The following is a 23,625-nucleotide window of genomic DNA, read 5'->3' as shown; positions in this document are numbered from 1 at the left end:
AAAGAAGGCGCCTGAGACTGGCGGCGCCACCTTACTTGTCAATCGCGTGTGATATGCCCGGCGCTAGCTGCCCGGCTGCGGCTCGCCGACCGTCACTTCCGGATGCACGACGTTGACCCGCACTAGCGAGTCCCGGTGCGGCGAGACGCACAGGCTGGCGCGCATCTGCACCGTCATCGTCTCGCGCCGCTTCGGGTCGCTCAGCGTGAACAGCACCGGCCAGTCGCACGTCTCCGGCTTGCCTGTCTTGAACAGGAACACCGCCTTGCGCGGCTCGACACCCGAACCGAATTGGCGGAACTGGTTGGCGCTCCACTGCATCGTCCCGTTGCGCGCCGCTTCCTGCACCCGGAATTCGGTGATCCGATAGTTCTTGGACTGGTTGGCGATCACCAGGCAGCCATATTGCCAGCAAAGGTCATGGTTCAGCCGCGTCAGCCGCACCCCATTGGCCATCTGTCGCGCCATCGCTTCGGACTCGCCGAACGGATAGCCGGTGTTGGCCGTCGAATCTTCGGAATTGCTGCCCGCGAATGGGCTCATTGAAATGGGAACGGTCTGCGCCAATGCGGGGGCCGCAACCACTGCAGCAAGGAGCAAAAGGCTTCTGCGCGTGACCAGAAACATACGGCCTTCAGAGCTAGCTTCCGCTAGTGGGACAGTCCAGCTTGTGGGAACGAGCTCAATCGAGTGCCCCGCGACGCCCATCGCTTGCGCCCTGCGGAATCATTACGCGGTGCGCTTTGAATATTCCGCCGCACCCTCCAGGATGAGGTCCGCAGCACGCTCGGGTCCGCCGACGGACAGCACGTTATAGGTCTGGTTGCGCAAGCGCTTGTAGGTGCTGAAGAAGCTGCTCAATTCCTCGACGAACTTCCCGCCGAGCTCATCGAGATGGCGCACCTCGGCGAACAGCTTGCTCTCGTTCAGCCGTGCGATAACCCGGTCGTTACGGCGTGGCTTCTTGTTCGGCTTGAACTGCTCGGCCTCCAGAATGCCGAGGATCCGCACGGTGACCAGCGACCCAACCGGCAGCGCCGCCTCCGGCAAGATGAGAAGATCGACGGGATCCCCGTCTCCCGCCAGCGTTGAGGGAATGAAGGCGAAGTCGAGCGGGAAGACCATTCCGATCGGAAGAAATTTGCCGATGCGGAAGCGGTGGCTCTCCGGATCGTAATAGACTTTCACGCGTGAGCCCGCGGGCGCCTCGACGATCGCCTGGCAGGTAAGCTTGGCGCGATTGAGCTCGTGTGGAAGCGTCTCTAGCGGCGGAGGAATCATCGTTCGCGAATGCCTGAGCGCAACGGAAGTTGCGTCGGCTTAATCGGAAGTCTTCGTTTTGCGCGGTCGCTTTTCGCCCTCGCTCTTCGATTTACCCGCTTTGACCTTGAGCTTCGCCTTCTTCGAGCCCGCAGGTTCGTCCTCGCTCGCACTTTCGGTAAACAAGGATTGCAAGCTTTGGCGCCCGACCTGGAGCGCCAGCTCCCACATCGCGGAGCCTGTATTCGAGGTCGATTTTGACAAGGCAGTGAGTTCGTCGGCGGCAGCTGAGGCGAGGGCGCGCGCCCGCTTGCTGTCCTTCAGCGCCGCAGCGGTTGCAACCAGCGCCGCGGCAACGACGTCCGCCACCAGCGGATTCTGCGCCAGCGCCTTCAGCTTGTCCTTGGACTTACCGTCCTTCTTGCCCTTTTTCTTCTTGTCCTTGGACATTCGGCCTCTCCCGCCCACGCGCGCGTCATTTGGTCACAAGACTGTAATCAAACTCGGTTTCAGTTTAGCGACATGAGCGATGCGCAACAATCTGGTCCGCGAACGTCGGTGAGCAAAGCGCCGGAACCTCTGCCGTCCGCGGAGCCGCGCTACTTCAACCGCGAACTGAGTTGGCTGGCGTTCAACCGCCGCGTGCTGGAGGAAGCCAGCAACCCGCAGCATCCCCTGCTGGAACGCGTTCGCTTCCTGTCCATCTCCGCGAGCAACCTCGACGAATTCTACATGGTCCGCGTTGCCGGTCTGAAGGCGCACCAGGCGCTCGGCGTCGAAGATCTCTCGATGGATGGCCGCACGCCGACCCAGCAACTGAGCGAGATTGCGACGGCCGCTGATGCCCTGGTGGCCAACCAGCACGACAGCTGGGCAGTACTCCGCGCGAGCCTCCAGGAGGCCGGGATGGATGTCGTCGGCGAAAAGCCGCTGGATGATGCCGCAGAGGCCTGGCTCGACCAGCATTTCCGCGAGCAGATTTTCCCGGTCATCACGCCGCAGGCGATCGATCCCGCACACCCCTTTCCGTTCATTCCGAACCAGGGGCTTAGCCTGATCTTCGAGCTGAAGAAGGGCAAAGCCACGGTGCGCGAGTTGATCATGGCGCCTGCCGCCTTGCCGCGCTTCATCCGCATTCCCGGCGACCGCGCGCGCTTCATTCCGCTCGAAGTGCTGATCCGCCGCAAGACCGAATATCTGTTTCCGAAATACGAGGTGCTGCGCGGCGGCGCCTTCCGCATCATCCGCGACAGTGACATCGAGGTCGAGGAGGAAGCGGAGGATCTGGTCCGCTTCTTCCGCACCGCGATTAAGCGTCGGCGGCGTGGACGCGTGGTCCGGCTTGAGCTTGAGGAGGACATGTCCGACAGCCTCGTGCAGGTAATCCACGAGGGCCTTAACGCCGGCAATGCCGTGACGTCGGCGACCCGCGGCTTTCTCGGCATGGCCGACCTCGCGCAACTGGTTGAGGAGGACCGCGCCGACCTCAAGTTCCCGCCCTTCGCCCCACGCTTCCCCGAACGTATCCGTGAACATGGCGGCGATTGCTTCGCGGCGATCAAGGAAAAGGACATCCTCGTCCACCATCCCTACGAAAGCTTCGAGGTCGTGGTGGAGTTCATCAAGCAGGCCGCTGCCGATCCCGACGTCATCGCCATCAAACAGGCGCTCTACCGTGCCGGCAAGCAGTCGGCCGTCATCAAGGCGCTCATCGACGCCGCGGAAGCGGGCAAGTCCGTCACTGCGGTCATCGAGCTCAAGGCGCGGTTCGATGAAGAACAGAATCTGATGTGGGCCGACGCCCTCGAACGCGCGGGTGTGCAGGTGGTCTATGGGTTCATTGACTGGAAGACGCACGCCAAGGTGGCGATGGTGGTCCGCCGCGAGGAGAAGCGCAACCGCATCTACTGCCATTTCGGCACGGGCAATTATCACCCCGTGACCGCGCGCATTTACACCGACCTTAGCTATTTCACGGCCGATCCGAGGCTGGGGCGCGAAGCGGCCAAGCTGTTCAACTACATCACCGGCTATCTCGAACCGCGCAATCTTCGCCAGCTCGTCATCTCTCCGCAGAACATGCGGGATGAGCTGATCCGTCTCCTCGATGTTGAGATCGACGCGGCCAAGGCCGGCAAACCCGCCGGCCTGTGGGCCAAGATGAATGCGCTCGTCGACAAGGTCATGATCGACAAGCTCTATGAAGCAAGCGCCGCCGGCGTCCCCATCAACCTCGTCGTCCGCGGCATCTGCTGTCTGCGCCCCGGCGTGAAGGGCCTGTCCGAAAACATCCAGGTGAAGTCCATCGTCGGCCGTTTTCTCGAACATGCGCGGCTGTGGTGTTTTGCCAACGGCCACGACCTGCCGAGCGGGCACGCCAAGGTCTACATGAGTTCGGCGGACTGGATGCAGCGCAACTTCGATCGCCGCATCGAATACATGCTCCCGATCACCAACCCGACTGTCCATGCCCAGCTGCTCGATCAGGTGATGCTCGCCAACCTCATCGACAACGAACAGAGCTGGCAGCTGCGCTCCGACGGCAGCTATGCCCGCCTGCAGCCCAAGGGTGACCGGCGGTTCAACCTGCACGATTATTTCATGGCCAATCCGTCGCTTTCGGGACGTGGGCAGGCCCTCAAGCGCGGGCGGCGTGTCCCCAAGCTGCGCTTCGACAAGGGAAGCTGACCGCGCGCCCGGACTTGTCCGCGGCGCCCACGATTACCCGCGATTGACCACTGGCGGGCGTTCGGCGGTGGTGCTTAGAAGAACGGATCCTGCACGTGCCAGTTGGACGCCAAGGGATTCGAATAGCCCGCAGCATTCACCGTTGAGAAACCACCCGAGAAACTGCCGAGCCACGCACTCAACTGCCCGGTCGAATCCTGCTGCCAGACGATGTCGTCGAACCCGTCGCCGTTGAGGTCGCCGACACTCGCAACGCTCCATCCCGTGGGCGCCGCGGTTCCCCATGTCGGCGTGAAGCCGCCATTGCTCTGCCCCGCCCAGTCGGACACCTGGCCAGCATCGCTGCGCCACAGGATGTCGGTCCGGCCATCGCCGTTGAAATCGCCGGTCGCGGCAATCTTCCAATCGGTGCCGACGGACGTGCCCCAACCGGGGGCGAAGGTTCCGTTCGCGGCGCCAAGCCATGTCGCCACGGCGCCACTGTCGTTGCGCCAGATGATGTCGTCGCGGCCATCGCCGTTAACGTCGCCTGTCCCGTCGATTTTCCAACTCGCCGCGATCGTCGTCGACGGCCCCCCCACGAACCCGCCGCTGGAACCGCCGAGCCACATGGAGATGCCGCCGGCGTCCGTACGGAGCAGAATATCGTCGAACCCGTCGCCGTTGAAATCGCCCGCGCCGGCGACCTTCTGCTCAAGCGCAAGGCCGGTTCCCCAGCCGACACTGAAACCGCCGCTCGTCCCGCCCAGCCATGTCGACACTGCGCCACTGTCGTTGCGCCACAGGATGTCGTCGCGGCCATCGCCATTGAAGTCTCCCGTTTCCACGACCTTCCAGTCGGTCGACAGCATGGTGCCCCAACCCGGCGCGAACGCGCTCGTAGATGACAGCCAGGTCGCGATCGCGCCGCTGTCGCTGCGCAGCAGCAGGTCGCTGCGTCCGTCGCCGTTGAAATCATTGGCGGTATCGGGGGCGAAGCTGTTCCGCCCGTAAACGACGTAGGCCGCGCCGGATGCGTCCGCGCGCTGGTCGGAATAGGGGGATCCGATGATGAGGTCGTCGAAGCCGTCGCGATCGACATCTCCCGCGCCCGACACGCTCATACCGGCGTTGTCATTTAGGGTGTGGCCGCGAAACGCAGTTCCGGCGCTTGCTGGGAGGTTGGACAGGTCGAGGTTCGCGAAGGCGCCACCATGGCCATAAATCAGATACGCGTTGCCCGAAGAATTGCCGCCATCGTCCGCAAACGGCGCGCCGATGACGATGTCGTCATATCCGTCGCCGTTGACGTCCCCCGCACCCGCGACGCTGAATCCCGTATCGTCGCCGGCCCGGTCGCCAATAATCGTAAATCCGGCGCCGGCAGGAATATTGGTCAGGTCGATGTTTGCGTACGTGCCCGCGTGGCCGAACAAAACATAAGCTTCGCCTGCCCCGTCGCCGCCGTCGTCTCCGAACGGTGCGCCGATGATGAGGTCGTCGTATCCATCGCCGTTGATGTCGCCGGCCGAATGCACCACCCAGCCGGCCGCGTCGCCCGCTGAATCGCCCTGAATCGTGAAGCCGGCGCCGGCTGCCATATTGGCGACGTCGACGGTGCCCAGCGCTGCCGCCTTGCCGAAGATGACATAGGCCTGCCCCGCACCGGCGCCGCCGGTATTGGCGTAGGGCGCACCGATAATCAGGTCATCAAAGCCATCGCCGTTGATGTCACCGGCAGACGACACGCTCGCGCCGAGCGCGTCGCCGTTGGCCGCGCCCCTGACGACGGCGCTGGTTGCGGCAGCATCGGTGAGGTCGATATTCGCGAAGCCGCCCGCCTTGCCGTAAATGACGAACGCCGACCCACCGGGCGACATGTTCGTCATGCCGACGACGATGTCATCGAACCCGTCACCATTGATGTCGCCCGCCGAGGAAACGCTCAGCCGGTTGCCTCCGTAGCCGTATAGCCCGGATACGGCGAACCCGTCGGAAGCTGCCAGCTGGCCCACGTTGATGGTGCCGACACCCCCCGGCCGACCGAACACAAGATAAGCTTTAGTCGATCCGCCGTAGTAGAACCCGCCGCCCGCAGCGCCAATCAGCAGGTCGTCGAAGCCGTCGCCATTCACATCGCCGGCACTGGCAACGTGAAGTATGGCGTACCCCGTCCCCTTGATCGCGAAGCCGACATTGCTCGTCAGCTTGGACAGATCGACGGACGCGGTCCGCTGGGCACCGCCATAGACGACGTAGGAAACGCCCGAATAGCCATCGGCAGTGGTGGCGGCGATGATATAGTCGTCGAAGCCGTCGCCATTGAAATCGCCGGCACCCGACACGCTGGCCCCCGCCTGGTCATAAACGCCTTCACCCGGAACGGTGACGCCTCGCGAACCCAAATTTCCAAGATCGACGATGGTGCCCATGCCCTTGCTCCCCGCTGGAGTCCTTGCACGTCATCGGCGGCACACGGCGGTCGGTCGCGGCGCCACCTGAACGACGGCGAGTCGGCATTGCTCCTCGTGCGCACCAATGGCCATGATGAACATGTGATCGAAAAACGATCATTGCCTGACCTCTCTTCCAATCCATTGACACACCCCCCTTCCACTGAAAGCTGCTGCAGGTGTTGCCCCTGGTTGTTGGCAATCATCTTGAAACGCGCGCATCATCGTCGCGCTTTGCTCGAGGGGGATGCGGATGCCCGGCGACGCTCAACCGGATGAAACCTTTGTCCTGGAGACTTCCGGACGGTTCCCCGAACTGCTGCACTCTGCGCGCTGCTCGATTGCCTTCACGACCTATCAGGCGGGAAAGTTGTTCCTGCTTGGGCTCCAGCGCGATGGCCGCCTGTCGATCTTTGAACGGACATTCCCGCGCAGCATGGGGCTTGGCGTGAGTGCGGACGGCAGGACATTCGCGCTCGCCACCGAATATCAGGTCCATCGCTTCGACAACGTGGTGCCGCCAGGTGGGGCTGCGCCGGACACCTATGATGCGGTCTACGCCCCGCATGCGGCATGGGTGACCGCGGATGTCGACGCCCACGACGTTGCGCTGGACGCCGATCATCGGCCCATCTTCGTGAATACCTTGTTCTCCTGCATTGCTGCGGTCGCCGATGGCCACAGCTTCAGGCCGATCTGGAAACCGGACTTCATATCGGCGCTGGCGCCGGAGGACCGTTGTCATCTCAATGGCTTCGCGGTGGAAGGCGGGGTTCCGCGCTACGCGACCGCGGTTTCGCGATCCGATGTCGCGGATGGCTGGCGTGATCGTCGTGCCGACGGCGGCGTGATCATCGACATCGCGAGCGGCAACATCGTCGCGGACGGCCTGTCGATGCCCCACTCGCCGCGGCTTTATCGGAACAGGTTATGGGTACTCAATTCGGGCGCAGGTGAATTTGGAACCGTCGACGTCGCGTCGGGAAAGTTCGAGCCGATCGGGTTCTGCCCGGGCTATGCGCGCGGGCTCGCCTTTATCGGTGACTATGCCGTTGTCGGCCTGTCACTGGCGCGCGACGACCGCACCTTCGCGGGGCTCCCGCTCGACGCCGCGCTCGGCGCACGGGACACCGAGGCTCGCTGCGGCCTTGCCGTCTTTGACTTGAACACCGGCACCATGGCCGCGTGGCTGCGCATCAGCGGCGTCGTCCGTGAACTGTACGATGTCGCCATTCTCCCCGGCGTGATCCGGCCGATGTTGATCGGCTTCAAGGGCGAGGATGTACACCGCGTGATATCGATCGCGGAGTAAGCGCGCTCGTTTCTAGCAGACATCGCCGGCTGCCCGATGATCTGACTCGCAATTCGCGCGCCCGCACCCATATTCCAACAGCCGCGTTGACCGGGTGCGGCACCTCACGCTAGATCAGAACATAAACGGAACGAAGCCGATCCTATGCTGACTCACATTTCCGTCCGCGGCGCGCGCGAACACAATCTCAAGGCCGTGGACGTCGACATCGCGCGGGAGAGCCTGACGGTCATCACCGGCCTGTCCGGATCGGGGAAGTCGAGCCTCGCCTTCGACACCATCTATGCGGAGGGTCAGCGCCGCTACGTGGAGTCCCTGTCCGCCTACGCGCGCCAGTTCCTCGAGATGATGCAGAAGCCCGACGTCGAGCATATCGACGGCCTCTCGCCGGCCATCTCGATCGAGCAGAAGACGACCTCGCGCAACCCGCGCTCGACGGTCGCGACGGTCACCGAAATCTACGACTACATGCGCCTGCTGTGGGCGCGCGTCGGCGTCCCCTACTCCCCTGCGACCGGCCTCCCGATCGAGGCGCAGCAGGTCAGCCAGATGGTCGACCGTGTCATGGCCCTGCCCGAGGGCAGCCGCCATTACCTGCTCGCGCCCGTCGTCCGCGGCCGCAAGGGCGAGTACCGCAAGGAGCTCGCCGAATGGCAGAAGGCGGGCTTCCAGCGCGTCCGCATCGACGGCGAGTTCCACGCCATCGAGGACGCGCCGGCCCTCGACAAGAAGTACAAGCACGACATCGAGGTCGTCGTCGACCGCATCGTCGTCCGCGAGGGCATCGAGAGCCGCCTCGCCGACAGCTTCGAGACCGCGCTCAAGCTCGCCGAGGGCCTCGCCTTCCTCGACCCCGCCGACCCGTCGCCCGAGGACGAGGCCGCCGCGCCGAAAGGCATGAAGCTCGACTACGCGCCCCCCGGCCGGATCGTCTTCTCCGAAAAGTTCGCCTGCCCAGTCAGCGGCTTCACCATCGCCGAGATCGAGCCGCGTCTGTTCTCCTTCAACGCGCCGCAGGGCGCCTGCCCCGCCTGCGACGGGCTCGGCGAGAAGCTCGTGTTCGACGAAGACCTCGTCGTCCCCAACCACGCGCTCTCGCTCAAGAAGGGCGCGGTCGTCCCCTGGGCCAAGTCCAACCCGCCCAGCCCCTATTACATGCAGGTGCTGTCCAGCCTCGCCCGCGCCTACGGCTTCGACCTCGACACCGCCTGGGAGCGCCTGCCGGAAGAGGCGCAGCGCGTCATCCTCCACGGCACCGGCGGCAAGCCCGTCACCCTCCGCTTCATCGACGGCAAGCGCAGCTATGAAGTGAAGAAGCCCTTCGAGGGCGTCATCGGCAACCTCAACCGCCGCATGCTCCAGACCGAGTCCGCCTGGATGCGCGAGGAGCTTTCCCGCTACCAGTCGTCACGCCCGTGCGAGGTGTGCCACGGCGCCCGCCTCAAGCCCGAGGCGCTCAGCGTCAAGATCGCCGGCGAGGACATCTCCATGTCCTCCCGCCGCAGCGTCGCCGATGCCCACGCCTGGTTCGGCGCGCTCGAGGAAAAGCTCGGCCCGCAGCAGCGCGAGATCGCCCGCGCCATCCTCAAGGAAATCAACGAGCGGCTCGGCTTCCTCCACAACGTCGGGCTCGACTACCTCCACCTCGACCGCACCAGCGGCACGCTGTCAGGCGGCGAGAGCCAGCGCATCCGCCTCGCCAGCCAGATCGGCTCCGGCCTCTCCGGCGTCCTCTACGTCCTCGACGAGCCCTCGATCGGGCTCCACCAGAAGGACAACGACCGCCTGCTCGAAACGCTGAAGCGCCTGCGCGGCCTCGGCAATACCGTGCTGGTGGTCGAGCATGACGAGGACGCGATCCGCGCCGCCGACCAGGTCATCGACATGGGCCCCGGCGCCGGCGTCCACGGCGGCGAGGTCATCTATTCGGGCGACCTCAAGGGCCTGCTCAAGTGCAAGTCGAGCATCACTGCCGACTACCTCAGCGGCCGCCGCGAGATCCCGCTCGGCAAGACCCGGCGCAAGGGCAGCGGCAAGTATGTCACCGTCCACAACGCCACCGCCAACAACCTCGCCGACGTCACGGTCAAGTTCCCGCTCGGCACCTTCACCTGCGTCACCGGCGTCAGCGGCAGCGGCAAGTCCTCGCTGACCATCGACACGCTCTACGCCGCCGCCGCGCGCACCCTCAACGGCGCCCGCATCCCCTGCGGCCCGCACAGCAAGATCACCGGGCTCGAGCAGCTCGACAAGGTCATCGACATCGACCAGTCGCCGATCGGCCGCACCCCGCGCTCCAACCCCGCCACCTACACCGGCGCCTTCACCCAGATCCGCGACTGGTTCGCCGGCCTGCCGGAGGCCAAGGCGCGCGGCTACAAGCCCGGCCGCTTCTCCTTCAACGTCAAGGGCGGCCGCTGCGAGGCGTGCCAGGGCGACGGCCTCCTGAAGATCGAGATGCACTTCCTGCCCGACGTCTACGTCACCTGCGACGTCTGCCACGGCGCCCGCTACAACCGCGAGACGCTGGAGGTGAAGTTCAAGGGCAAGTCGATCGCCGACGTGCTCGACATGACGGTCGAGGACGCGGCCGACTTCTTCAAGGCGGTCCCCGGCATCCGCGACAAGATGGAGATGCTGAAGGAAGTCGGCCTCGGCTACGTCAAGGTCGGCCAGCCCGCGACCACGCTCAGCGGCGGTGAGGCGCAGCGCGTCAAGCTGTCGAAGGAGCTGTCGCGCCGCGCCACCGGCAACACGCTCTACATCCTCGACGAGCCCACCACCGGCCTCCATTTCGAGGACGTTCGCAAGCTCCTCGAAGTCCTCCACCGCCTCGCCGACCAGGGCAACACCGTGGTGGTGATCGAGCACAATTTGGACGTCATCAAGACCGCCGACTGGGTCATCGACCTCGGCCCCGGCGGCGGCGTCAACGGCGGCCGCATCATCGCCGAAGGCCCGCCGGAGCGCATCGTGGAGGCCCCGGAGAGTGCGACGGGGATGTATTTGAAGCCGCTGCTGGAGCGAGCCAGCGTCAAGCCGGAAATCGTGGAGACGAAGCCGAAGCGTCCGGCGCGGGCGCGCAAGGTTGCGGTCGAAGAGCCGGATTTGATTGGGGCGAAGTAGCCCGACTTAATCCCTTGCTTACGGCTGCGCGCTACGACCCGCAGCCATGGCAGGAACACAGGCACCCAAGGGCTTCGGACTCGCTTTCGTGGTGATCGGCATTCCGCTGATCATATGGAGGGCGACAGGCACCAACCGCGAACTGGCGGCCATGGACACCACCGAAGCGCGCACTGCGCAATGCGTCGCGAAGGCGGAGCCGATCACGAAGTCACGCAGTGATGCCGAGGCCATATGCGGATGCGTCGTTCGCAGGGCAGCCAGCGCCGGAATTGCGCAACCACATGGCGCTTATGACGAGGACGCGCTGCGGCCGATAATCGGCCAATGCTTCGACGAGCGCATCCAAAGCTGAGGGCCGCCGGAGCGCATCGTGGAGGCCCCGGAAAGCGCGACGAGCATGTATCTGAAGCCGCTGCTGGAGCGGGCGAGCGTTAAGCCGGAGATTGTTGACGTGAAGCCGAAGCGTCCGGCGCGGGCGCGTCGGGTGTCGGTGGAAGAACCGGATTTGATTGGGGCGAAGTAGCAAGGGTCGAGAATTTAAGTGAAATTTAATTTGTGTTAAGAAGGCGGTGCTCGGTCATTTAGGAGCACGGCTATGAGAACCACCATGCTAAGTCTCGATGACGGCACCGAAGTTGAAATTACGGTGGACCGGAAAGATTCGGGCTGCGTCACCGTTGGGCATCAACTCATCACGAACGGCGAACGCGCATTGACGAAAACCTGCACTGTGACTTGTTATGGAAGTGGTCAGCCAGTCAGCTATAGTTGGACCTGCTCTGATGGAAAGAATTGCTCGGGCGACTGCAGCGATCCTGCCCATCCCAAAGGAAGTTGTTACTGACGTTTCCGTATCTCCTGACCTGACCGAGCCGAACGGTCAGGAAGGGAACTCAACGACGACCTCGATTAGGCCCTTAAGGGACCCCGAGCGCGACGGGGATATACCTGAAGCCGCTGCTAAAATGCGCGAGCCTCAAGCCGGAGATCGTAGAGACGAAGCCCAAGCGTCCGGCGCGGGCGCGCAAGGTGGTGGTCGAAGAGCCGGATTAGATTGGGGCGAAGTAGGTATTGTTGATTAGCTAAAGGTTACGCGGCACATTATCCCCGCCGAATAAAGGGGGATAAATGACCGACTCTAGCGTGCAGTTCGAGCTTGGCAGTCTCAAGTTCTCAGCACAAGGAAGCGAAGTCTGGATTGCGAAGCAACTTGAGTTCGTAGTGTCGAAGCTTCCCGAACTGGGTAAGGTCGCTTCCGTACCTGCAGCAGCAATCGACGAAGCGGGACAACCAAGTAAGAACTCTGCGAAGATCGTCGGATCTCTTGCTTCCTACATAAAAGAGAAAGGCGGGGAAACCAATCAAGTTCAGCGCTTCTTAGCAACTGCAGATTGGCTGCGTCTCAAAGGTGAAAAGAACCTCAAAACTGCTCTTGTGAGTAAGGCCTTGCAGGAAAACCATCAGAAGAAGCTGAGCAATCCGGCCGACTCGCTGAATCTAAATGTGTCGAAGGGCTTTTGTGAGAAAGCCGCGGATGGTTTCTTCATCACACCCGAAGGGCTGAAGGCACTCGGACATTCAGAATAGACGTCTGGAGGGGTGGGCGCGTGGACGAGTTAGACGCACTCAAAGCGATTTCTGAGAAGTTAGAGAAACTCTCGACTGACGAAAGAGACCGGGTTCTTGCTTGGCTGAATGCTAAGTTTGGATCTGGCGCGGGCACTGCCGTGCACCCAAGCATGTCTAGCAACCCAACGAGCAGTCCAACATCGGCTCCAAAGTCTAAATCTATTCAAAAGTCAGGGAAAAGGCCGAAGATTAAGTCGATCATCTCGATGGATAAAAGTCTCAACCTTTCTCCATCGGGCAAGAAGTCAGCAGCGCAGTTTGCATCAGAGAAAACTCCTTCAAACGTAATGCAGAAGTGTGTCGTCGCTGTTTACTACCTGCGTGATGTGTTGGAGCTTGATAAAATAACAGTCTCGGCGGTGTATACATTCTTCAAGACTTTAGGATGGCCCATTCCATCAGACCTTAAAAACACTCTGCAACAGGCTGGTTCAAAGGGTTGGCTGGACACTGCCGATGCCGAAGAAATCAAGGTTACTTCGATGGGGGAGAATCTAATTGAACACGGACTGCCGGCGAAGGCAGCAAGATGACGTATTATCTGAATGGAATTCCTAATAACTTCGAAGACGAGCTGTTTGCGAAGTACCGCGAGATTGAGCGAAACTTCAGGGAACGAAGGTGGGAACCAGCCGAACTTAATGGCGGAAAGCTATGCGAGGTCGCTTACTCAATTTTGAAGGGCCATGTAGACGGCTGCTTTTCGCCAAAGCCAGGTAAGCCGTCCAATTTCAGGCAAGCATGCCTTGACCTCGAAAAGGCAAATTCATCCTTCGGCCGATCGGTCCGTCTGCTGATCCCAAGCATTTTGATTCCGCTTTATGACATTCGGAACAGCAGAAGCGTCGGCCACATCGGGGGTGATGTCGACCCAAATCACATGGACTCAGTGTGCGTCCTGCACATGAGCAAGTGGGTTGTGTCGGAACTGATTAGGCTGTTCTACGGAGTGTCGATCGACGAGGCGCAGAATCTGGTCGAGGCGATATCCGAAAGACAGATGCCGTTGGTTTGGGAGACAGGCGTCCGGCGCCGAGTCTTGGCAACAAGCCTGACCATGCTGGAGAAGACGCTCGTTCTTCTTTATTCGTCTGCAGATCCCGTTGCGGAAGCCGATCTCGTCGCAGATCTAGAGCACTCCAATGCGACGGTTTATCGACGCGATATTCTGCGAAAAGCTCACCGGGTTAGGCTGCTTGAATACGACCCCTCGAACAAACTAGTCTCGCTTTCGCCCCTTGGGTCGACGCGGGTCGAAGAAGATGTACTGCCCAAGATCAATCTATAAGCCCTCCAGGTTTCCAAACGTCGGACCCACCGAACTCTGTGGACCCCTACAGACGTACTCCCTGCATCTCTCAGAGCGTTGCCCTTTTGGCGGGAGATGCCGCATGCCCTCCACCCGCCTGCTTCTCGCCGCCGCCGCAATGCTCGCCGGCTCAGCCGCCGGCGCCAGCACGCCGCAGGCCTGGGCGTCGATGAACCGCGCCGTGAACCGCGCCTGCCTGTCGATGGTCGACCTCAAGCAGAAGAAGATCGTCGGCGACACGGCGAGCTTCCCGGACACCGTCCCGGTCGAGCTGCGCATCGTCTGACCGCGGCAACGTCATCGACGTGAAGCTCTGCGCCTACGACCGCCGCACGCGGCGCGCCGCCATCACCGACGGCGAAGGCCGCCTCGGCGTCAACCGCAGGTAATGCGGTAGCGACCGGCTAAAAGCCGGCCGGCGTGTCCGTCGCTAGGCGGGCCTGCTCGCCGCGACGGCGGCCTCGAGCGTCTTGCGGTCGTTGCCGTGCTGCTTGATCAGCGCCTTGACCTCGTCGTCGGTGAGGCCGTGCTTCTTGCCGAAATAGCGCACTTCGCTGGGGTCGCTGGCGGCGACGGTGCGGCGGTCACTGGCGGTGTTTCCCATGGTGTCACTCCTTCGATGCGGCACGGGCACGGATCATACACCCGCCGCTCGTGCTCTCCAATCCTGGAGCGCTGCTGTCTTCGCCCTGCCCTACGGCCGCAGCACCAAACGCGCCGCCATCGACTGCCTTGCAATCGATCCCCTGCGCCCGGCGATCCTGTGGCTCGTTATCTCATATTCATGGGTCTTATTGGCTGAGGGCGCGTTCTACCCCTGAACTCAGCGGCACTTTCCGCGTGGGACCGAGGAATTTCCCCATGACCCGTTTCACCCCCTACCTCGCCGCCGCGGCGGCGATCGGCGGCTTGTCCGCTCCGCTCGCGGCGCAGGGCTACGGCTATGCCCAGCCCGCCTACCCGCAATCGGTGCCGCAGCCCTATCCGGGCCAGCCGGGCTACAATCCGCAAGCGGGCTATGGCCAGCCGGGCTATCAACAGGGCTACGGGCAACAGACCTATGGCCAGCCGGGCTACAGCACCGGCAACCCGATCACCGACGTCATCGATCAGCTGCTCGGCAGCCGCTACAGCGTCACCGACCGCCAGGCCGTGCGCCAGTGCTCCACCGCGGCGATGAGCCAGGCGATGACCCAATATGGCGGGGGCTACGGTCAGCAGCAGTACGACCCGCGCTACGGTCGCCAGCAGGGCTACAATCGGATGGGCGCGATGCGCGTCACCTCGATCACCAATGTCGAGCGCCGCGGCAATGGCCTGCGCGTATCGGGCATGATGAGCTCGGGCGGCGGCTATGGCGGGCAGTACGGCAATCAGTACCGGAACCAGGCCTATGCCCAGGGCGACGTCAGCTTCCGCTGCAACGTCGATTATCGCGGCGCGGTGACCAACGTCCGCATCGGCCGCAACAACGGCTGGAACCGCTAACAGGGCGTCGATCGGTTAGGCGCCCGTTCGCGGCGCGCCTCGGCCCGGCGGGTTGGCACCCCTTCCCGCCGGGTCTTGTTTCTCCTCCTCAAACCCCGCGCCGCGACCGGCGGTAGCGCGCCGGTGGAGATGCGGAGACCGTTCGAGCCGGTACCGGACGCGGGCCGCCGCCTCGGCGTCAACCGGCGCTAGGCGCGCTCAGCCGTTCTTGAGCGGCGAGACGCCGACCGACACCACCATCCGCGACAGCACCGCCTCGCCGCGGCTGAGCGTGACCTCGGCGCCGAAGAAGGGCTTGCCCGCCGACACCTGCTCGGCCGCGATGTCGAGCGCGCTGCGGAGAGCCTTCGCCAGCGCGGCCTGCTCGTCCGCGGCCTCGAAGTCGTCCTCGGCAACGAAATGCTCGTCCACCACGGTGACGCGAAAGCTCTCCACGCCCCCGCAGCGCCCGCGCGCGGCGAGCGTTCCCGAAATCAACCTGCATCAATCCGCTCGGGGCTCAACCGCCGCTGTCACAGACAAAAAAGGGGGACGCCGAAGCGCCCCTCCGATGTTCCCGGCAAGGCCAGGCTCAGGCGATCCGGGTCGGCGAAAAACCGCTGTCCTACACGGAGCGGGCCATGCTTGATCTCCGGAGCGGTCGCGGCATCGCGCAGCTGCGGACGTAAGTTCACGGGAAAAGCGCCGCACGGCGTGAACTTAGTGACCTTAAGCCCGTTCCACGCCGCCGTTCAGAGGGGACTTCCGGCGATGTTTCACGGAAGATTAGCGCGATTAAAGGCGTTTTGGACCGGGAAAACGCGGGGTTGAGCCGCAAATAAGCGACACTAAGCGCGGTTTGTCGCGAAAAGAGGCAGCCCCGCGACCACTACGCGCTCCGACGCTGCCTCTTTCCGGTTTTGAGCGGCAACCGGGCGAACCCCGGCAATCGCCACCGACTCAATGGGTCGGCGCCGCGGTCGTTCCAACTGCTTAGGCGGGACTGTCCCGATCCGGGATTACTTCTTGCCGGCGTAGGCCTGGCACTCGAGCTCGATCAGCGCGCCAAGGGCAAGGCCGCTGGTGCCGAACGCGCTCCGCGCCGGCCGCTTCCCCTCGGGGAAGTAGGTCACGTACGCCTTGTTGAAGTCCGGCCACAGCTTCATGTCGGCGAGCATCGCGGTGCAGTGGAAGATATCCGCGTGCGTCAGGCCGGCGAGCTTCAGCGTCGCGCCGATATTGTCGAGCGTCTGCCGCGTCTGCGCCTCGATCCCTTCGGGCAGCTTGCCGTCCGGGCCGCGGCCGAGCTGACCCGACAGATAGAGGACGTCGCCGACGCGAACCGCTTCGGAAAAGGGCAGCGCCTGCCCGTTGAGCGTCGGGTTGCCGTAATGCTGGACGGCGGGTCGGGGGGCGGCGTTGGCGGGACTGGCCATGGTCAGGGCTCCGGTGGCGATTGCGGCAATGATCTTCATGCGTCCCCCTGCTTGCTGGTTAGTCGACCGCCTCATTTTCGCCGACGCCCCAGACGTCGGACACGCGGATGTAGCCCTCCCGCTTGCCGACCTCGATCCGGCACCAGCCGTCGCTGCACTTGCTGATGCGGCCAACGACGCCGGGCTGCGCGCGGTACTGAACCTTGGCGGTGTCATAGGCGCCGACGCGGATGTCGCGCGGCTGGCCCGGCTTGACGATCGCCGTCCGCCGGTCGCTGAGCAGGGTCACGAGCATCCAGCCTTGCGCCCCGTCGGGGTCCTGGATCAGCCGCCAGTTCTCATATTTTTTGACCACCCGAACCGGCAGGTCGCGGCGCTGGTATAGCCAGACGGCGGGGTAATTCTTGCCCGGCCCGGTGCGCGTCTGTGCCTGTCCGCTGGCGATCGACGCCCAATAAGGCGGCTGCTTATCCTGCGCCGCGGCGGGAGCCGCGGCGGCGACGATCAGCAGTGCAGTGAGCGCCCCCCTGCCCCGCATCAGGCGCCGGTTCGGATCCGGTCTACGAGCTGCTTCACTGTCGGGATGAAGCCGTTCGAGTAGAAGGGATCGCTCTTGAAGCGGAACGCCGCATGGCCGGCGAACATAAGGTTGTTCTCCACCGGTCCCCCGTGGGCAATGTCCTGCAGCGTCTTCTGGATGCAGAAGCTGCGCGGGTCGGCCAGGCGTCCGGTCGAGTTCTTCTCATTATCGGCCCAGCTTGAGAACGAGCACTGGCTGAGGCAGCCCATGCACTCGGCCTGGTCGACGCGGATCTGCTTTTCTTCCTCGGGCGTGACGAAGATCAGCGTGTCGTCCGGCGTCTTCATCGCGTTGGTATAGCCGCGGGCATACCATTCGCGCGCGTGGATCAGGTCGCCCTTGGTCACCCAGAAATTCTTCTTGGTGCCGATGCCAACGTCGAGCTGGAAATGGTGATCGCCGATCGATTCCTTGGTGAAGGCGATCTGGCGCTCGCTGCGCGCTTCGAGGTTGCGCAGGAAGGGGTTGCGCACCGCGGAGGAATAGAAGCCGGTCGGCGAGAAGCGGTGCAGCAGCACGTCGCCCTCCTCCAGCGTCATCAACCGCGCCTTCCACTCGGCAGGGATCGGGCTTTCCTGCGTCAACAGCGGTCGGGTGCCGAACTGGAAGACGATCTGCCCAAGCTCGGGATTGCCGATCCAGTCCTCCCACTCGTCGAGCCGCCATACACCACCGGCCATGACGATCGGAACGCTGTCGGCAATGCCATTGTCGCGCATCGTCTGGCGCAGCGCCGCAACGCGCGGATAGGGATCCTGCGGTTGACGCGGGTCTTCCGCATTGCTGAGGCCGTTGTGACCGCCGGCCAGCCACGGATCCTCGTAGACCACCGCGGACAGCCATTCCGCGGCCTTGTGGTAAGCCCGCTTCCACAACGCGCTGAACGCGCGGGCCGAGCTGATGATGGGCAGATAGCTGACGCCGTGCGACGCCGCGATTTCGCTCAGCTTATAGGGCATGCCCGCGCCGCAGGTGACGCCGCTGACGAGCCCCTTGGTGCGTTCGAGAACGCCCTGCAGCACGCGCTGCGCGCCGCCCATTTCCCATAGCACGTTGATGTTGATGGCACCCTTGCCGGACGCCATGTCATAGGCCTTCTGAACCTGCGCGACCGCGCCATCGATGGCGTATTTGATCAGTTCTTCATGCCGGTCGCGGCGCGTCATGCCGGCGTAGATTTGCGGGATGATCCGTCCTTCAGGATCGTAACTGTCAGCATTCACGGCCGAAACAGTGCCGATTCCGCCGGCGGCCGCCCAGGCGCCGCTGCTGGCGTGGTTGGTCGCGCTGACGCCCTTGCCGCCTTCGACAAGCGGCCACACTTCGCGCCCGCCGTACATGATGGGCTGAAGGCCCTTGAACAAATTCCGTCTCCCGGTTTTGCGCCGCTATAGTGCGCACGCTGGGCAAACGAAAGCGGGCCAGGGATTGCTCCCCGGCCCGCCAACTTTGTCGCTTGCCTAACGCTTAGCGATAGCGGCGATAGTAGCGCTTATGGTGATGATTATCGCCGGCAATTGCCGAACCGATCGCCAGACCGATCACGCCGCCAACCAAAGCCGCGCCGACATTGCTGCCGTTGCTGTAGCCATAGTTGCTGTAACCGTAGCCGTTATAGCCGTAGCCGCGGTTATATCCGTTGTAGCCATAGGCCGGATACGAATAGCCGTAGCTGGGATAGCTGTTGTAGCCATAACCGTAGGATGGATAGCTGTAGCCGTAGCTGTAGGACGGCGCATAACCGCCATAATAGCGCTGGGCCTGGGCAGTCGCCGGGACGGCAACCAGTGCGGCTGCCGATGCGACAAGTGCGATTTTCTTCAGCATCGAAACACTCCTCGAATGTGACGGCCGCTGGGGGACGCGCGACCATATGTTGGAGGAGATACGCCTGGGTGGCTGTCGCGGTTCTGAACATTACAGTCAGGAATCGATAAGCTTGCCTACTAATTCGTCGAAGCGAGCGAATAGTCCAAACCAATGTCGACCGCCGGCGCGGACTGCGTGATCCGGCCCACCGAAATGAAGTTTACCCCGGTCTCGGCAAGAAAACGGATGGTTTCCAGCGTCACGCCGCCCGACGCTTCCAGCGGCACACGCCCGTGTACCAGCTTCACCGCTTCCCGAAGCATCGCCGGGTCCATGTTATCGAGGAGCAGCCGGTCCGCGCCAGCTTCCAGCGCAGGCTCGATCTGATCGATCCGATCGACCTCCACCTGCACCTGAAGGCCGGTCTTCGCCGCCTTGGCCTTGCGCACCGCCTCCTCGACGCCGCCGCATACGGCAACGTGATTGTCCTTGATCAGCACGCCGTCATCCAGCCGCATGCGATGATTTTGCGCGCCGCCCATCCGTGTCGCATATTTGTCCAGCGCGCGCAGGCCCGGAAGCGTTTTGCGCGTGTCGATCAGGATTGCACCAGTTCCCTCGATCGCGTCGACGTACCGGCGTGTGAGGGTGGCGATACCCGATAGGTGCTGCAGCGTATTCAGCGCGGAACGCTCCGCCGCGAGCATTGCGCGTGCATTACCGGCCAAGCGCATCAGCGTCGTTCCGGCTTCGACGCGCTCACCATCCACAACTGGCGTCTCGATTGCCACTTGCACATCCAGGGCCCGAAAGACCGCCGCCGCGACGTCGAGGCCAGCGACGACCATCGCCTGCCGCGCATTCATTTCGGCGGTAAAGCTAGCGTCCGGCTCGATCGTCGCGTTCGACGTGACATCGCCGCCGGTCCCGAGATCCTCGCCCAGTACGCGCTGAACGAATTCGGCCAATTCGAAATTATCGGGAATGCTCATGCTTGCGGTCTTGGCGCTGCGCGCGCCGCCAGACAAGTCAGTGCGCCGCTTCGGCCGCTGCTTTCAGCTTCCAGCGGCCTTCGACCCATTCGTATCGCTGCGCATCCTTCGGCTTGAAGTCGTCGCCCGTCCAGCCGTTGATGGTCAGCGTTACGAAATCGTCCGCGATGTCGATGGTATTGAAGCTCTGTTCCTGCTCGCGCACGCGCGTCGATGTCGCCGTGCCGGCCTGCACCACCAGCACCCCGCCGGCGCGTGTCGCCATGTCGCCGGCGTCGCCGCTGGACGCGTGATGCGCATGCCCCGCGAGCACCATGTCGACGCCGGATTCCTCGACGGCATCGAGCGCCAGTTCCTGCCGCCCGATCGCCCGCTCGACTTCCTCGCCCACGCGCATCGCGAACAGCGGGTGATGCGTGACAAGGATGCGGAACGACTCGCTCGGGGTGCGCGCGAAGGTCTCGCGAATGAAGGCAACCTGCTCATTGTTGATGCGGCCATCCTTGAACGTCAGCGACCGGGCGGTGTTTACGCCGAGCACGGCGACATTCTTGAGCTCGACGAACGGACAAAGCGTCTCGTCGATGAAGCGCCGGTAACGCGCCAGCGGCGAGAGGAAGCGCCGCAGGACGTCGTACAGCGGAACGTCGTGATTGCCGGGCACCCCCAGCACTTCATGTCCGCGTTCGCGAAGGCCATCGAGAAATTCGCACGCCTGGCGAAATTGCTCGGTCCGCGCGCGCTGCGTGAAGTCGCCGCTGACCACGACAAGGTCAGGCTTGAGCTGATCGATTTCCCAGTCGACGGCCTCCACCAGCCGCTCGTCATGGGCACCGAAATGAAGATCGGACAAATGAACGATACGCGTCATGCGCGCACCAACGCGCCGCCATCGCGGGGGTTCAGTAATTCAGCAGCAGCAACAGCTTCGCGTCCATCCCCAGCCCCTCGGCCCGCCTCTGTTCGAGGAAGTTCGGAACCTCCGCGCGCGGCACGAGATGAACGATGATATCTTCATGCTCGTCACCGCCACCCTCGCCGATCTTGCACACGCCATGCGCGCGGACGAGGGTGAAGCCCTCCGCCAGCATGCCGGGCGAGGCAAAGAAGTCGCCCAGCCGCTCGATCCGCTCGGCCGTGAAGCCGGTTTCCTCTTCCAGCTCCTTGACGGCGGTTTCCTCGACCGTGGCGTCAGGATCATGGTCGCCGACCAATCCGGCGGGGAGCTCAATGCAACGGCAGTCGGTCGGTACGCGCGGCTGCTCGACGAGAATCACCTTGCCCTCATGCTCGGCAAGGATGACGACGGCGCGGATGCCACGTGTCCGGCTGGCATATTCCCACCGCTCGCGCTTCATCGCGCGGACGAACTTACCTTCCCACATCACTTCGGCCGGCGGCAGGTCGTCGAGGTTCACAGCTCGATCAGCTTGTCGGGGATTTCGTTCACGTCGCCCTCGGTGCGCGGGAAGTGCTCGGCCAGCACCACGCCAACTTGCTCGATCGCCGCGACAATTCCGTCGCCAACGCGGCCTTCTTTGACGTGGACCAGCAACGCGCTCATCGCCTCGCCCCACGTCTCCGGCGTCGTGACTTTCGTAATTGCCTCGTCACCGATGATCTCTGCGCGATGCTCCGCCATTGACAGATAGATCATGACACCGGTCCGGCCCACCGTGCGGCGCTCCGCAGCGGCCTTGAACATGGCGACCGCGCGGCGCCGTACGCGGCGATGTTTGGTTGCCCCGGGTGTGAGCGCGAGCCGCAGTGGCATCCACTTCAGGATCAGCAGTGCCACCGTGAACTTGAGCGCCGCGAACACCATCAGCAGCGTCAGCAACTGGCTTAGCGTCGGATCGGCCTGCCAGCCCCCGAAAAGAAAATCGTACCACCAGGCCAGCGCGGTTGGACGCCATGCCGCCCAGGCGAGGACTGCAAACAGCGGCACCATTGCCCAGTGCAGCGCCACGTCGTGATAAGGGTCGCTGATCGGCGTCGCGACAGCGACAATCTCGCCATTTGTCCGGGCTTCCGCGGCGGCAATCGCAGCGCTGACCTTGTCGTGGTCCTCATCGGTCAGCCGCGTCACCATGAGCCGGACGCCCCGCCGCCGCCGAACGACCCGCCGCCGAACCCGCCGAAGCCGCCGCCACCGCCGCCGCCCCAGCCGGAACCGCCACCCCAATCACCGCCGCTCCAGCCACTGCTGCGCGACCCGCGGCTCAGTTCATTCAGGCCCCAGAGGACGACCCACGGATTGATCCCGCTCCCGCCGCGTCCACGATAACGGCGGCCTGACGCGCGCCGGAAGTGCGACAGGATGATGAATCCGATGACGAAGAACCAGAAGATCACCGGCAGGAAACTGCCGCCCGACTGCTGGCGCTGCTTCTTCGCCTGCTCGGCCTTTGCGACATTGGCCTGCTGGACGTCGGCGGTCGCGGTCATCTGCTTGATGATGGCGTCGCTGCCCGCTTCGATGCCGGCGCCGTAATCCGGCGGGTTCTGCTTGAAGTAGGGCAAGATGTTTTCGCGGATGATGATGCCGGACAGGGCATCGGTCATGTACGATCCCGCGCCATAACCCGTCGCGATCGCCACCTTGCGGTCGTTCGGCGCAACCAGCAGCAGAACGCCGTCGTCTTCCTTGGCGCTGCCCAGCTTCCACGCCCTGCCGAGCCGGTACGCGTAATCGTTGACGTCGTAATTCTCGAGGCTCTTCACCGTCGCCACGGCGAAGGCGCGCCCGGTTTGCGTGTAGAGGGTCTGCGCCTTCGCCTGCAGGTCCGCGACCTGTGCCGGCGTCAGAATGCCCGCCTGGTCGACGACCGGCGACCCGTTGTTCGCCGGAAACGTCTGCGCCGTCGCGGGTGCTGCCAGCGCGAACAGCGCCAGCAGCAAAGCGACGATTGCCTGTTTCATGTCAGCTCGCGTTGAAGTTCACGCTCGGCGCATTCTGGGCGCCGGACGCCGCTTCGAACGGCACCTTCGGCTTGGCGCCGTAGAAGATCTTCGCGCCGACCGCGTCCGGGAAGGTCCGGATGCGCGTGTTATAGGCCTGCACCGCCTCGTTATAATCGCGCCGCGACGCGTTGATGCGATTTTCGGTGCCTTCCAGCTGGTCCTGCAGCGCGAGGAAATTCGCGTTGGACTTGAGGTCCGGATAGGCCTCCTGGAGTCGCTGCAGGCTGAGCGTCACGCGGTTCTGGGCATCGTTGAACGCGCTGACCTTCTGCGGATCGCTCAGGTCGCCCGGCGACAGCTTGATTTGGGTGGCGCTGGCGCGGGCCTGCGTGACTTCGGTGAGCACCGACTTTTCCTGCTGCGCATAGCCCTTCACCGTCGCCACCAGGTTCGGGATCAGGTCGGAACGGCGCTGGTAGTCGGCCTGGAGGTCGCCCCACTTGGCGTTGACGTTTTCCTCGGCCGTGGGGACGCTGTTCAACCCGCAGCCGGCCAGGGTGATGGCGGCCAGCGGCGTGAGCAAACCGAAACGACGAAGTGCAGTCATTGGTGGTCCCCTCTAATCAGTCGCGCATAAGTAGATGCGGGCTATCAGCCGTTCAAGATGCTGTCTTAACG

26 protein-coding genes are annotated in these 23,625 nt (G+C 63.5%); 10 read left to right on the top strand and 16 right to left on the bottom strand.

Annotated features, from left to right (window positions below; all coding sequences use genetic code 11):
• Positions 1-63 precede the first annotated feature (63 nt).
• From QU596_RS13260 to QU596_RS13250, 3 genes are all read right to left on the bottom strand, one after another.
• Positions 64-543, bottom strand: coding sequence for a hypothetical protein (locus QU596_RS13260; RefSeq protein ID WP_308516088.1), 480 nt, complete (start codon positions 541-543; stop codon positions 64-66).
• 186 nt (positions 544-729) lie between these two features.
• The gene (locus tag QU596_RS13255; protein ID WP_308516086.1) at positions 730-1,281 is read right to left on the bottom strand and encodes an inorganic diphosphatase; all 552 of its coding nucleotides are present in this window, start codon (positions 1,279-1,281) and stop codon (positions 730-732) included.
• 39 nt (positions 1,282-1,320) lie between these two features.
• Positions 1,321-1,710, bottom strand: a complete 390-nt coding sequence (locus tag QU596_RS13250; RefSeq protein WP_308516085.1) for a hypothetical protein — start codon at positions 1,708-1,710, stop codon at positions 1,321-1,323.
• Positions 1,711-1,782: 72 nt separating this feature from the next.
• Between QU596_RS13250 and QU596_RS13245 the strand changes: the two genes are divergently transcribed.
• Positions 1,783-3,948, top strand: coding sequence for an RNA degradosome polyphosphate kinase (locus tag QU596_RS13245; protein ID WP_420030927.1), 2,166 nt, complete (start codon positions 1,783-1,785; stop codon positions 3,946-3,948).
• A 74-nt stretch (positions 3,949-4,022) separates the two neighbouring features.
• Here QU596_RS13245 and QU596_RS13240 read toward each other — a convergent pair whose 3' ends face one another.
• Positions 4,023-6,359 carry an FG-GAP-like repeat-containing protein gene (locus tag QU596_RS13240; protein WP_308516082.1) on the bottom strand — a complete coding sequence of 779 codons (2,337 nt, stop codon included), beginning with the start codon at positions 6,357-6,359 and terminating at the stop codon, positions 4,023-4,025.
• Positions 6,360-6,633: 274 nt separating this feature from the next.
• On the opposite strand from QU596_RS13240, the gene QU596_RS13235 reads away from it, so the two are divergent.
• The 8 genes from QU596_RS13235 (at position 6,634) to QU596_RS13200 (ending at position 14,045) form a co-directional block, all read left to right on the top strand.
• Positions 6,634-7,692 (top strand): TIGR03032 family protein, encoded by a 1,059-nt coding sequence (locus QU596_RS13235; protein WP_308516080.1) that lies wholly within the window; start codon positions 6,634-6,636, stop codon positions 7,690-7,692.
• Between the two features lie 144 nt (positions 7,693-7,836).
• Positions 7,837-10,818, top strand: a complete 2,982-nt coding sequence (uvrA, locus tag QU596_RS13230; RefSeq protein WP_308516079.1) for an excinuclease ABC subunit UvrA — start codon at positions 7,837-7,839, stop codon at positions 10,816-10,818.
• A gap of 46 nt (positions 10,819-10,864) precedes the next feature.
• A complete protein-coding gene (locus QU596_RS13225) occupies positions 10,865-11,173 on the top strand; it encodes a hypothetical protein (RefSeq protein ID WP_308516078.1) in 309 nt (102 codons plus the stop codon).
• An 18-nt stretch (positions 11,174-11,191) separates the two neighbouring features.
• Entirely contained in the window at positions 11,192-11,344 is a 153-nt protein-coding gene (locus QU596_RS13220; RefSeq protein WP_308516077.1) for a hypothetical protein, read from the top strand.
• Positions 11,345-11,949: 605 nt separating this feature from the next.
• On the top strand, positions 11,950-12,408 hold the full coding sequence (locus QU596_RS13215; protein ID WP_308516076.1) for a hypothetical protein: 459 nt from the start codon (positions 11,950-11,952) through the stop codon (positions 12,406-12,408).
• A 20-nt stretch (positions 12,409-12,428) separates the two neighbouring features.
• Positions 12,429-12,983, top strand: a complete 555-nt coding sequence (locus tag QU596_RS13210) for a hypothetical protein (RefSeq protein ID WP_308516075.1) — start codon at positions 12,429-12,431, stop codon at positions 12,981-12,983.
• The gene (locus QU596_RS13205; RefSeq protein ID WP_308516074.1) at positions 12,980-13,738 is read left to right on the top strand and encodes a hypothetical protein; all 759 of its coding nucleotides are present in this window, start codon (positions 12,980-12,982) and stop codon (positions 13,736-13,738) included. The genes QU596_RS13210 and QU596_RS13205 overlap by 4 nt, the downstream gene beginning before the upstream one ends.
• A gap of 103 nt (positions 13,739-13,841) precedes the next feature.
• On the top strand, positions 13,842-14,045 hold the full coding sequence (locus QU596_RS13200) for a hypothetical protein (RefSeq protein WP_308516072.1): 204 nt from the start codon (positions 13,842-13,844) through the stop codon (positions 14,043-14,045).
• A 144-nt stretch (positions 14,046-14,189) separates the two neighbouring features.
• Here QU596_RS13200 and QU596_RS13195 read toward each other — a convergent pair whose 3' ends face one another.
• Positions 14,190-14,363 (bottom strand): DUF3606 domain-containing protein, encoded by a 174-nt coding sequence (locus QU596_RS13195; protein WP_308516071.1) that lies wholly within the window; start codon positions 14,361-14,363, stop codon positions 14,190-14,192.
• A gap of 257 nt (positions 14,364-14,620) precedes the next feature.
• Between QU596_RS13195 and QU596_RS13190 the strand changes: the two genes are divergently transcribed.
• A complete protein-coding gene (locus QU596_RS13190) occupies positions 14,621-15,247 on the top strand; it encodes a hypothetical protein (protein WP_308516070.1) in 627 nt (208 codons plus the stop codon).
• A gap of 198 nt (positions 15,248-15,445) precedes the next feature.
• Here the strand turns inward: QU596_RS13190 and QU596_RS13185 are convergent, their stop codons facing one another.
• The 11 genes from QU596_RS13185 to QU596_RS13135 all read right to left on the bottom strand — a co-directional run bounded on the left by QU596_RS13185 (position 15,446) and on the right by QU596_RS13135 (position 23,554).
• Positions 15,446-15,682, bottom strand: coding sequence for a hypothetical protein (locus QU596_RS13185; RefSeq protein WP_308516069.1), 237 nt, complete (start codon positions 15,680-15,682; stop codon positions 15,446-15,448).
• A 563-nt stretch (positions 15,683-16,245) separates the two neighbouring features.
• Positions 16,246-16,701 (bottom strand): RidA family protein, encoded by a 456-nt coding sequence (locus tag QU596_RS13180; protein ID WP_308516068.1) that lies wholly within the window; start codon positions 16,699-16,701, stop codon positions 16,246-16,248.
• A gap of 19 nt (positions 16,702-16,720) precedes the next feature.
• Entirely contained in the window at positions 16,721-17,200 is a 480-nt protein-coding gene (locus QU596_RS13175) for an SH3 domain-containing protein (RefSeq protein ID WP_308516067.1), read from the bottom strand.
• Positions 17,200-18,606 (bottom strand): NAD(P)H-dependent flavin oxidoreductase, encoded by a 1,407-nt coding sequence (locus QU596_RS13170; protein WP_308516066.1) that lies wholly within the window; start codon positions 18,604-18,606, stop codon positions 17,200-17,202. Before QU596_RS13170 ends, QU596_RS13175 begins: the two co-directional genes overlap by 1 nt.
• A 103-nt stretch (positions 18,607-18,709) precedes the next feature.
• Positions 18,710-19,069 (bottom strand): hypothetical protein, encoded by a 360-nt coding sequence (locus QU596_RS13165; RefSeq protein WP_308516065.1) that lies wholly within the window; start codon positions 19,067-19,069, stop codon positions 18,710-18,712.
• 119 nt (positions 19,070-19,188) lie between these two features.
• Positions 19,189-20,043, bottom strand: coding sequence for a carboxylating nicotinate-nucleotide diphosphorylase (gene nadC, locus QU596_RS13160; protein ID WP_308516064.1), 855 nt, complete (start codon positions 20,041-20,043; stop codon positions 19,189-19,191).
• A gap of 37 nt (positions 20,044-20,080) precedes the next feature.
• Entirely contained in the window at positions 20,081-20,914 is an 834-nt protein-coding gene (locus QU596_RS13155) for a metallophosphoesterase family protein (protein ID WP_308516063.1), read from the bottom strand.
• A gap of 31 nt (positions 20,915-20,945) precedes the next feature.
• Entirely contained in the window at positions 20,946-21,428 is a 483-nt protein-coding gene (locus QU596_RS13150) for an NUDIX hydrolase (protein ID WP_308518002.1), read from the bottom strand.
• 29 nt (positions 21,429-21,457) lie between these two features.
• Entirely contained in the window at positions 21,458-22,135 is a 678-nt protein-coding gene (locus QU596_RS13145; RefSeq protein WP_308516061.1) for a TPM domain-containing protein, read from the bottom strand.
• Positions 22,129-22,965, bottom strand: a complete 837-nt coding sequence (locus tag QU596_RS13140) for a TPM domain-containing protein (protein WP_308516059.1) — start codon at positions 22,963-22,965, stop codon at positions 22,129-22,131. The genes QU596_RS13145 and QU596_RS13140 overlap by 7 nt, the downstream gene beginning before the upstream one ends.
• 1 nt (position 22,966) lies before the next feature.
• Entirely contained in the window at positions 22,967-23,554 is a 588-nt protein-coding gene (locus QU596_RS13135; protein WP_308516058.1) for a LemA family protein, read from the bottom strand.
• Positions 23,555-23,625: the final 71 nt, after the last annotated feature.

It is taken from the genome of Sphingomonas flavescens (assembly GCF_030866745.1).
Lineage (GTDB): Bacteria > Pseudomonadota > Alphaproteobacteria > Sphingomonadales > Sphingomonadaceae > Sphingomicrobium > Sphingomicrobium flavescens.
Note: the sequence above shows the minus strand (reverse complement) of the source record. Positions and strands in the feature narration are given on the sequence as shown.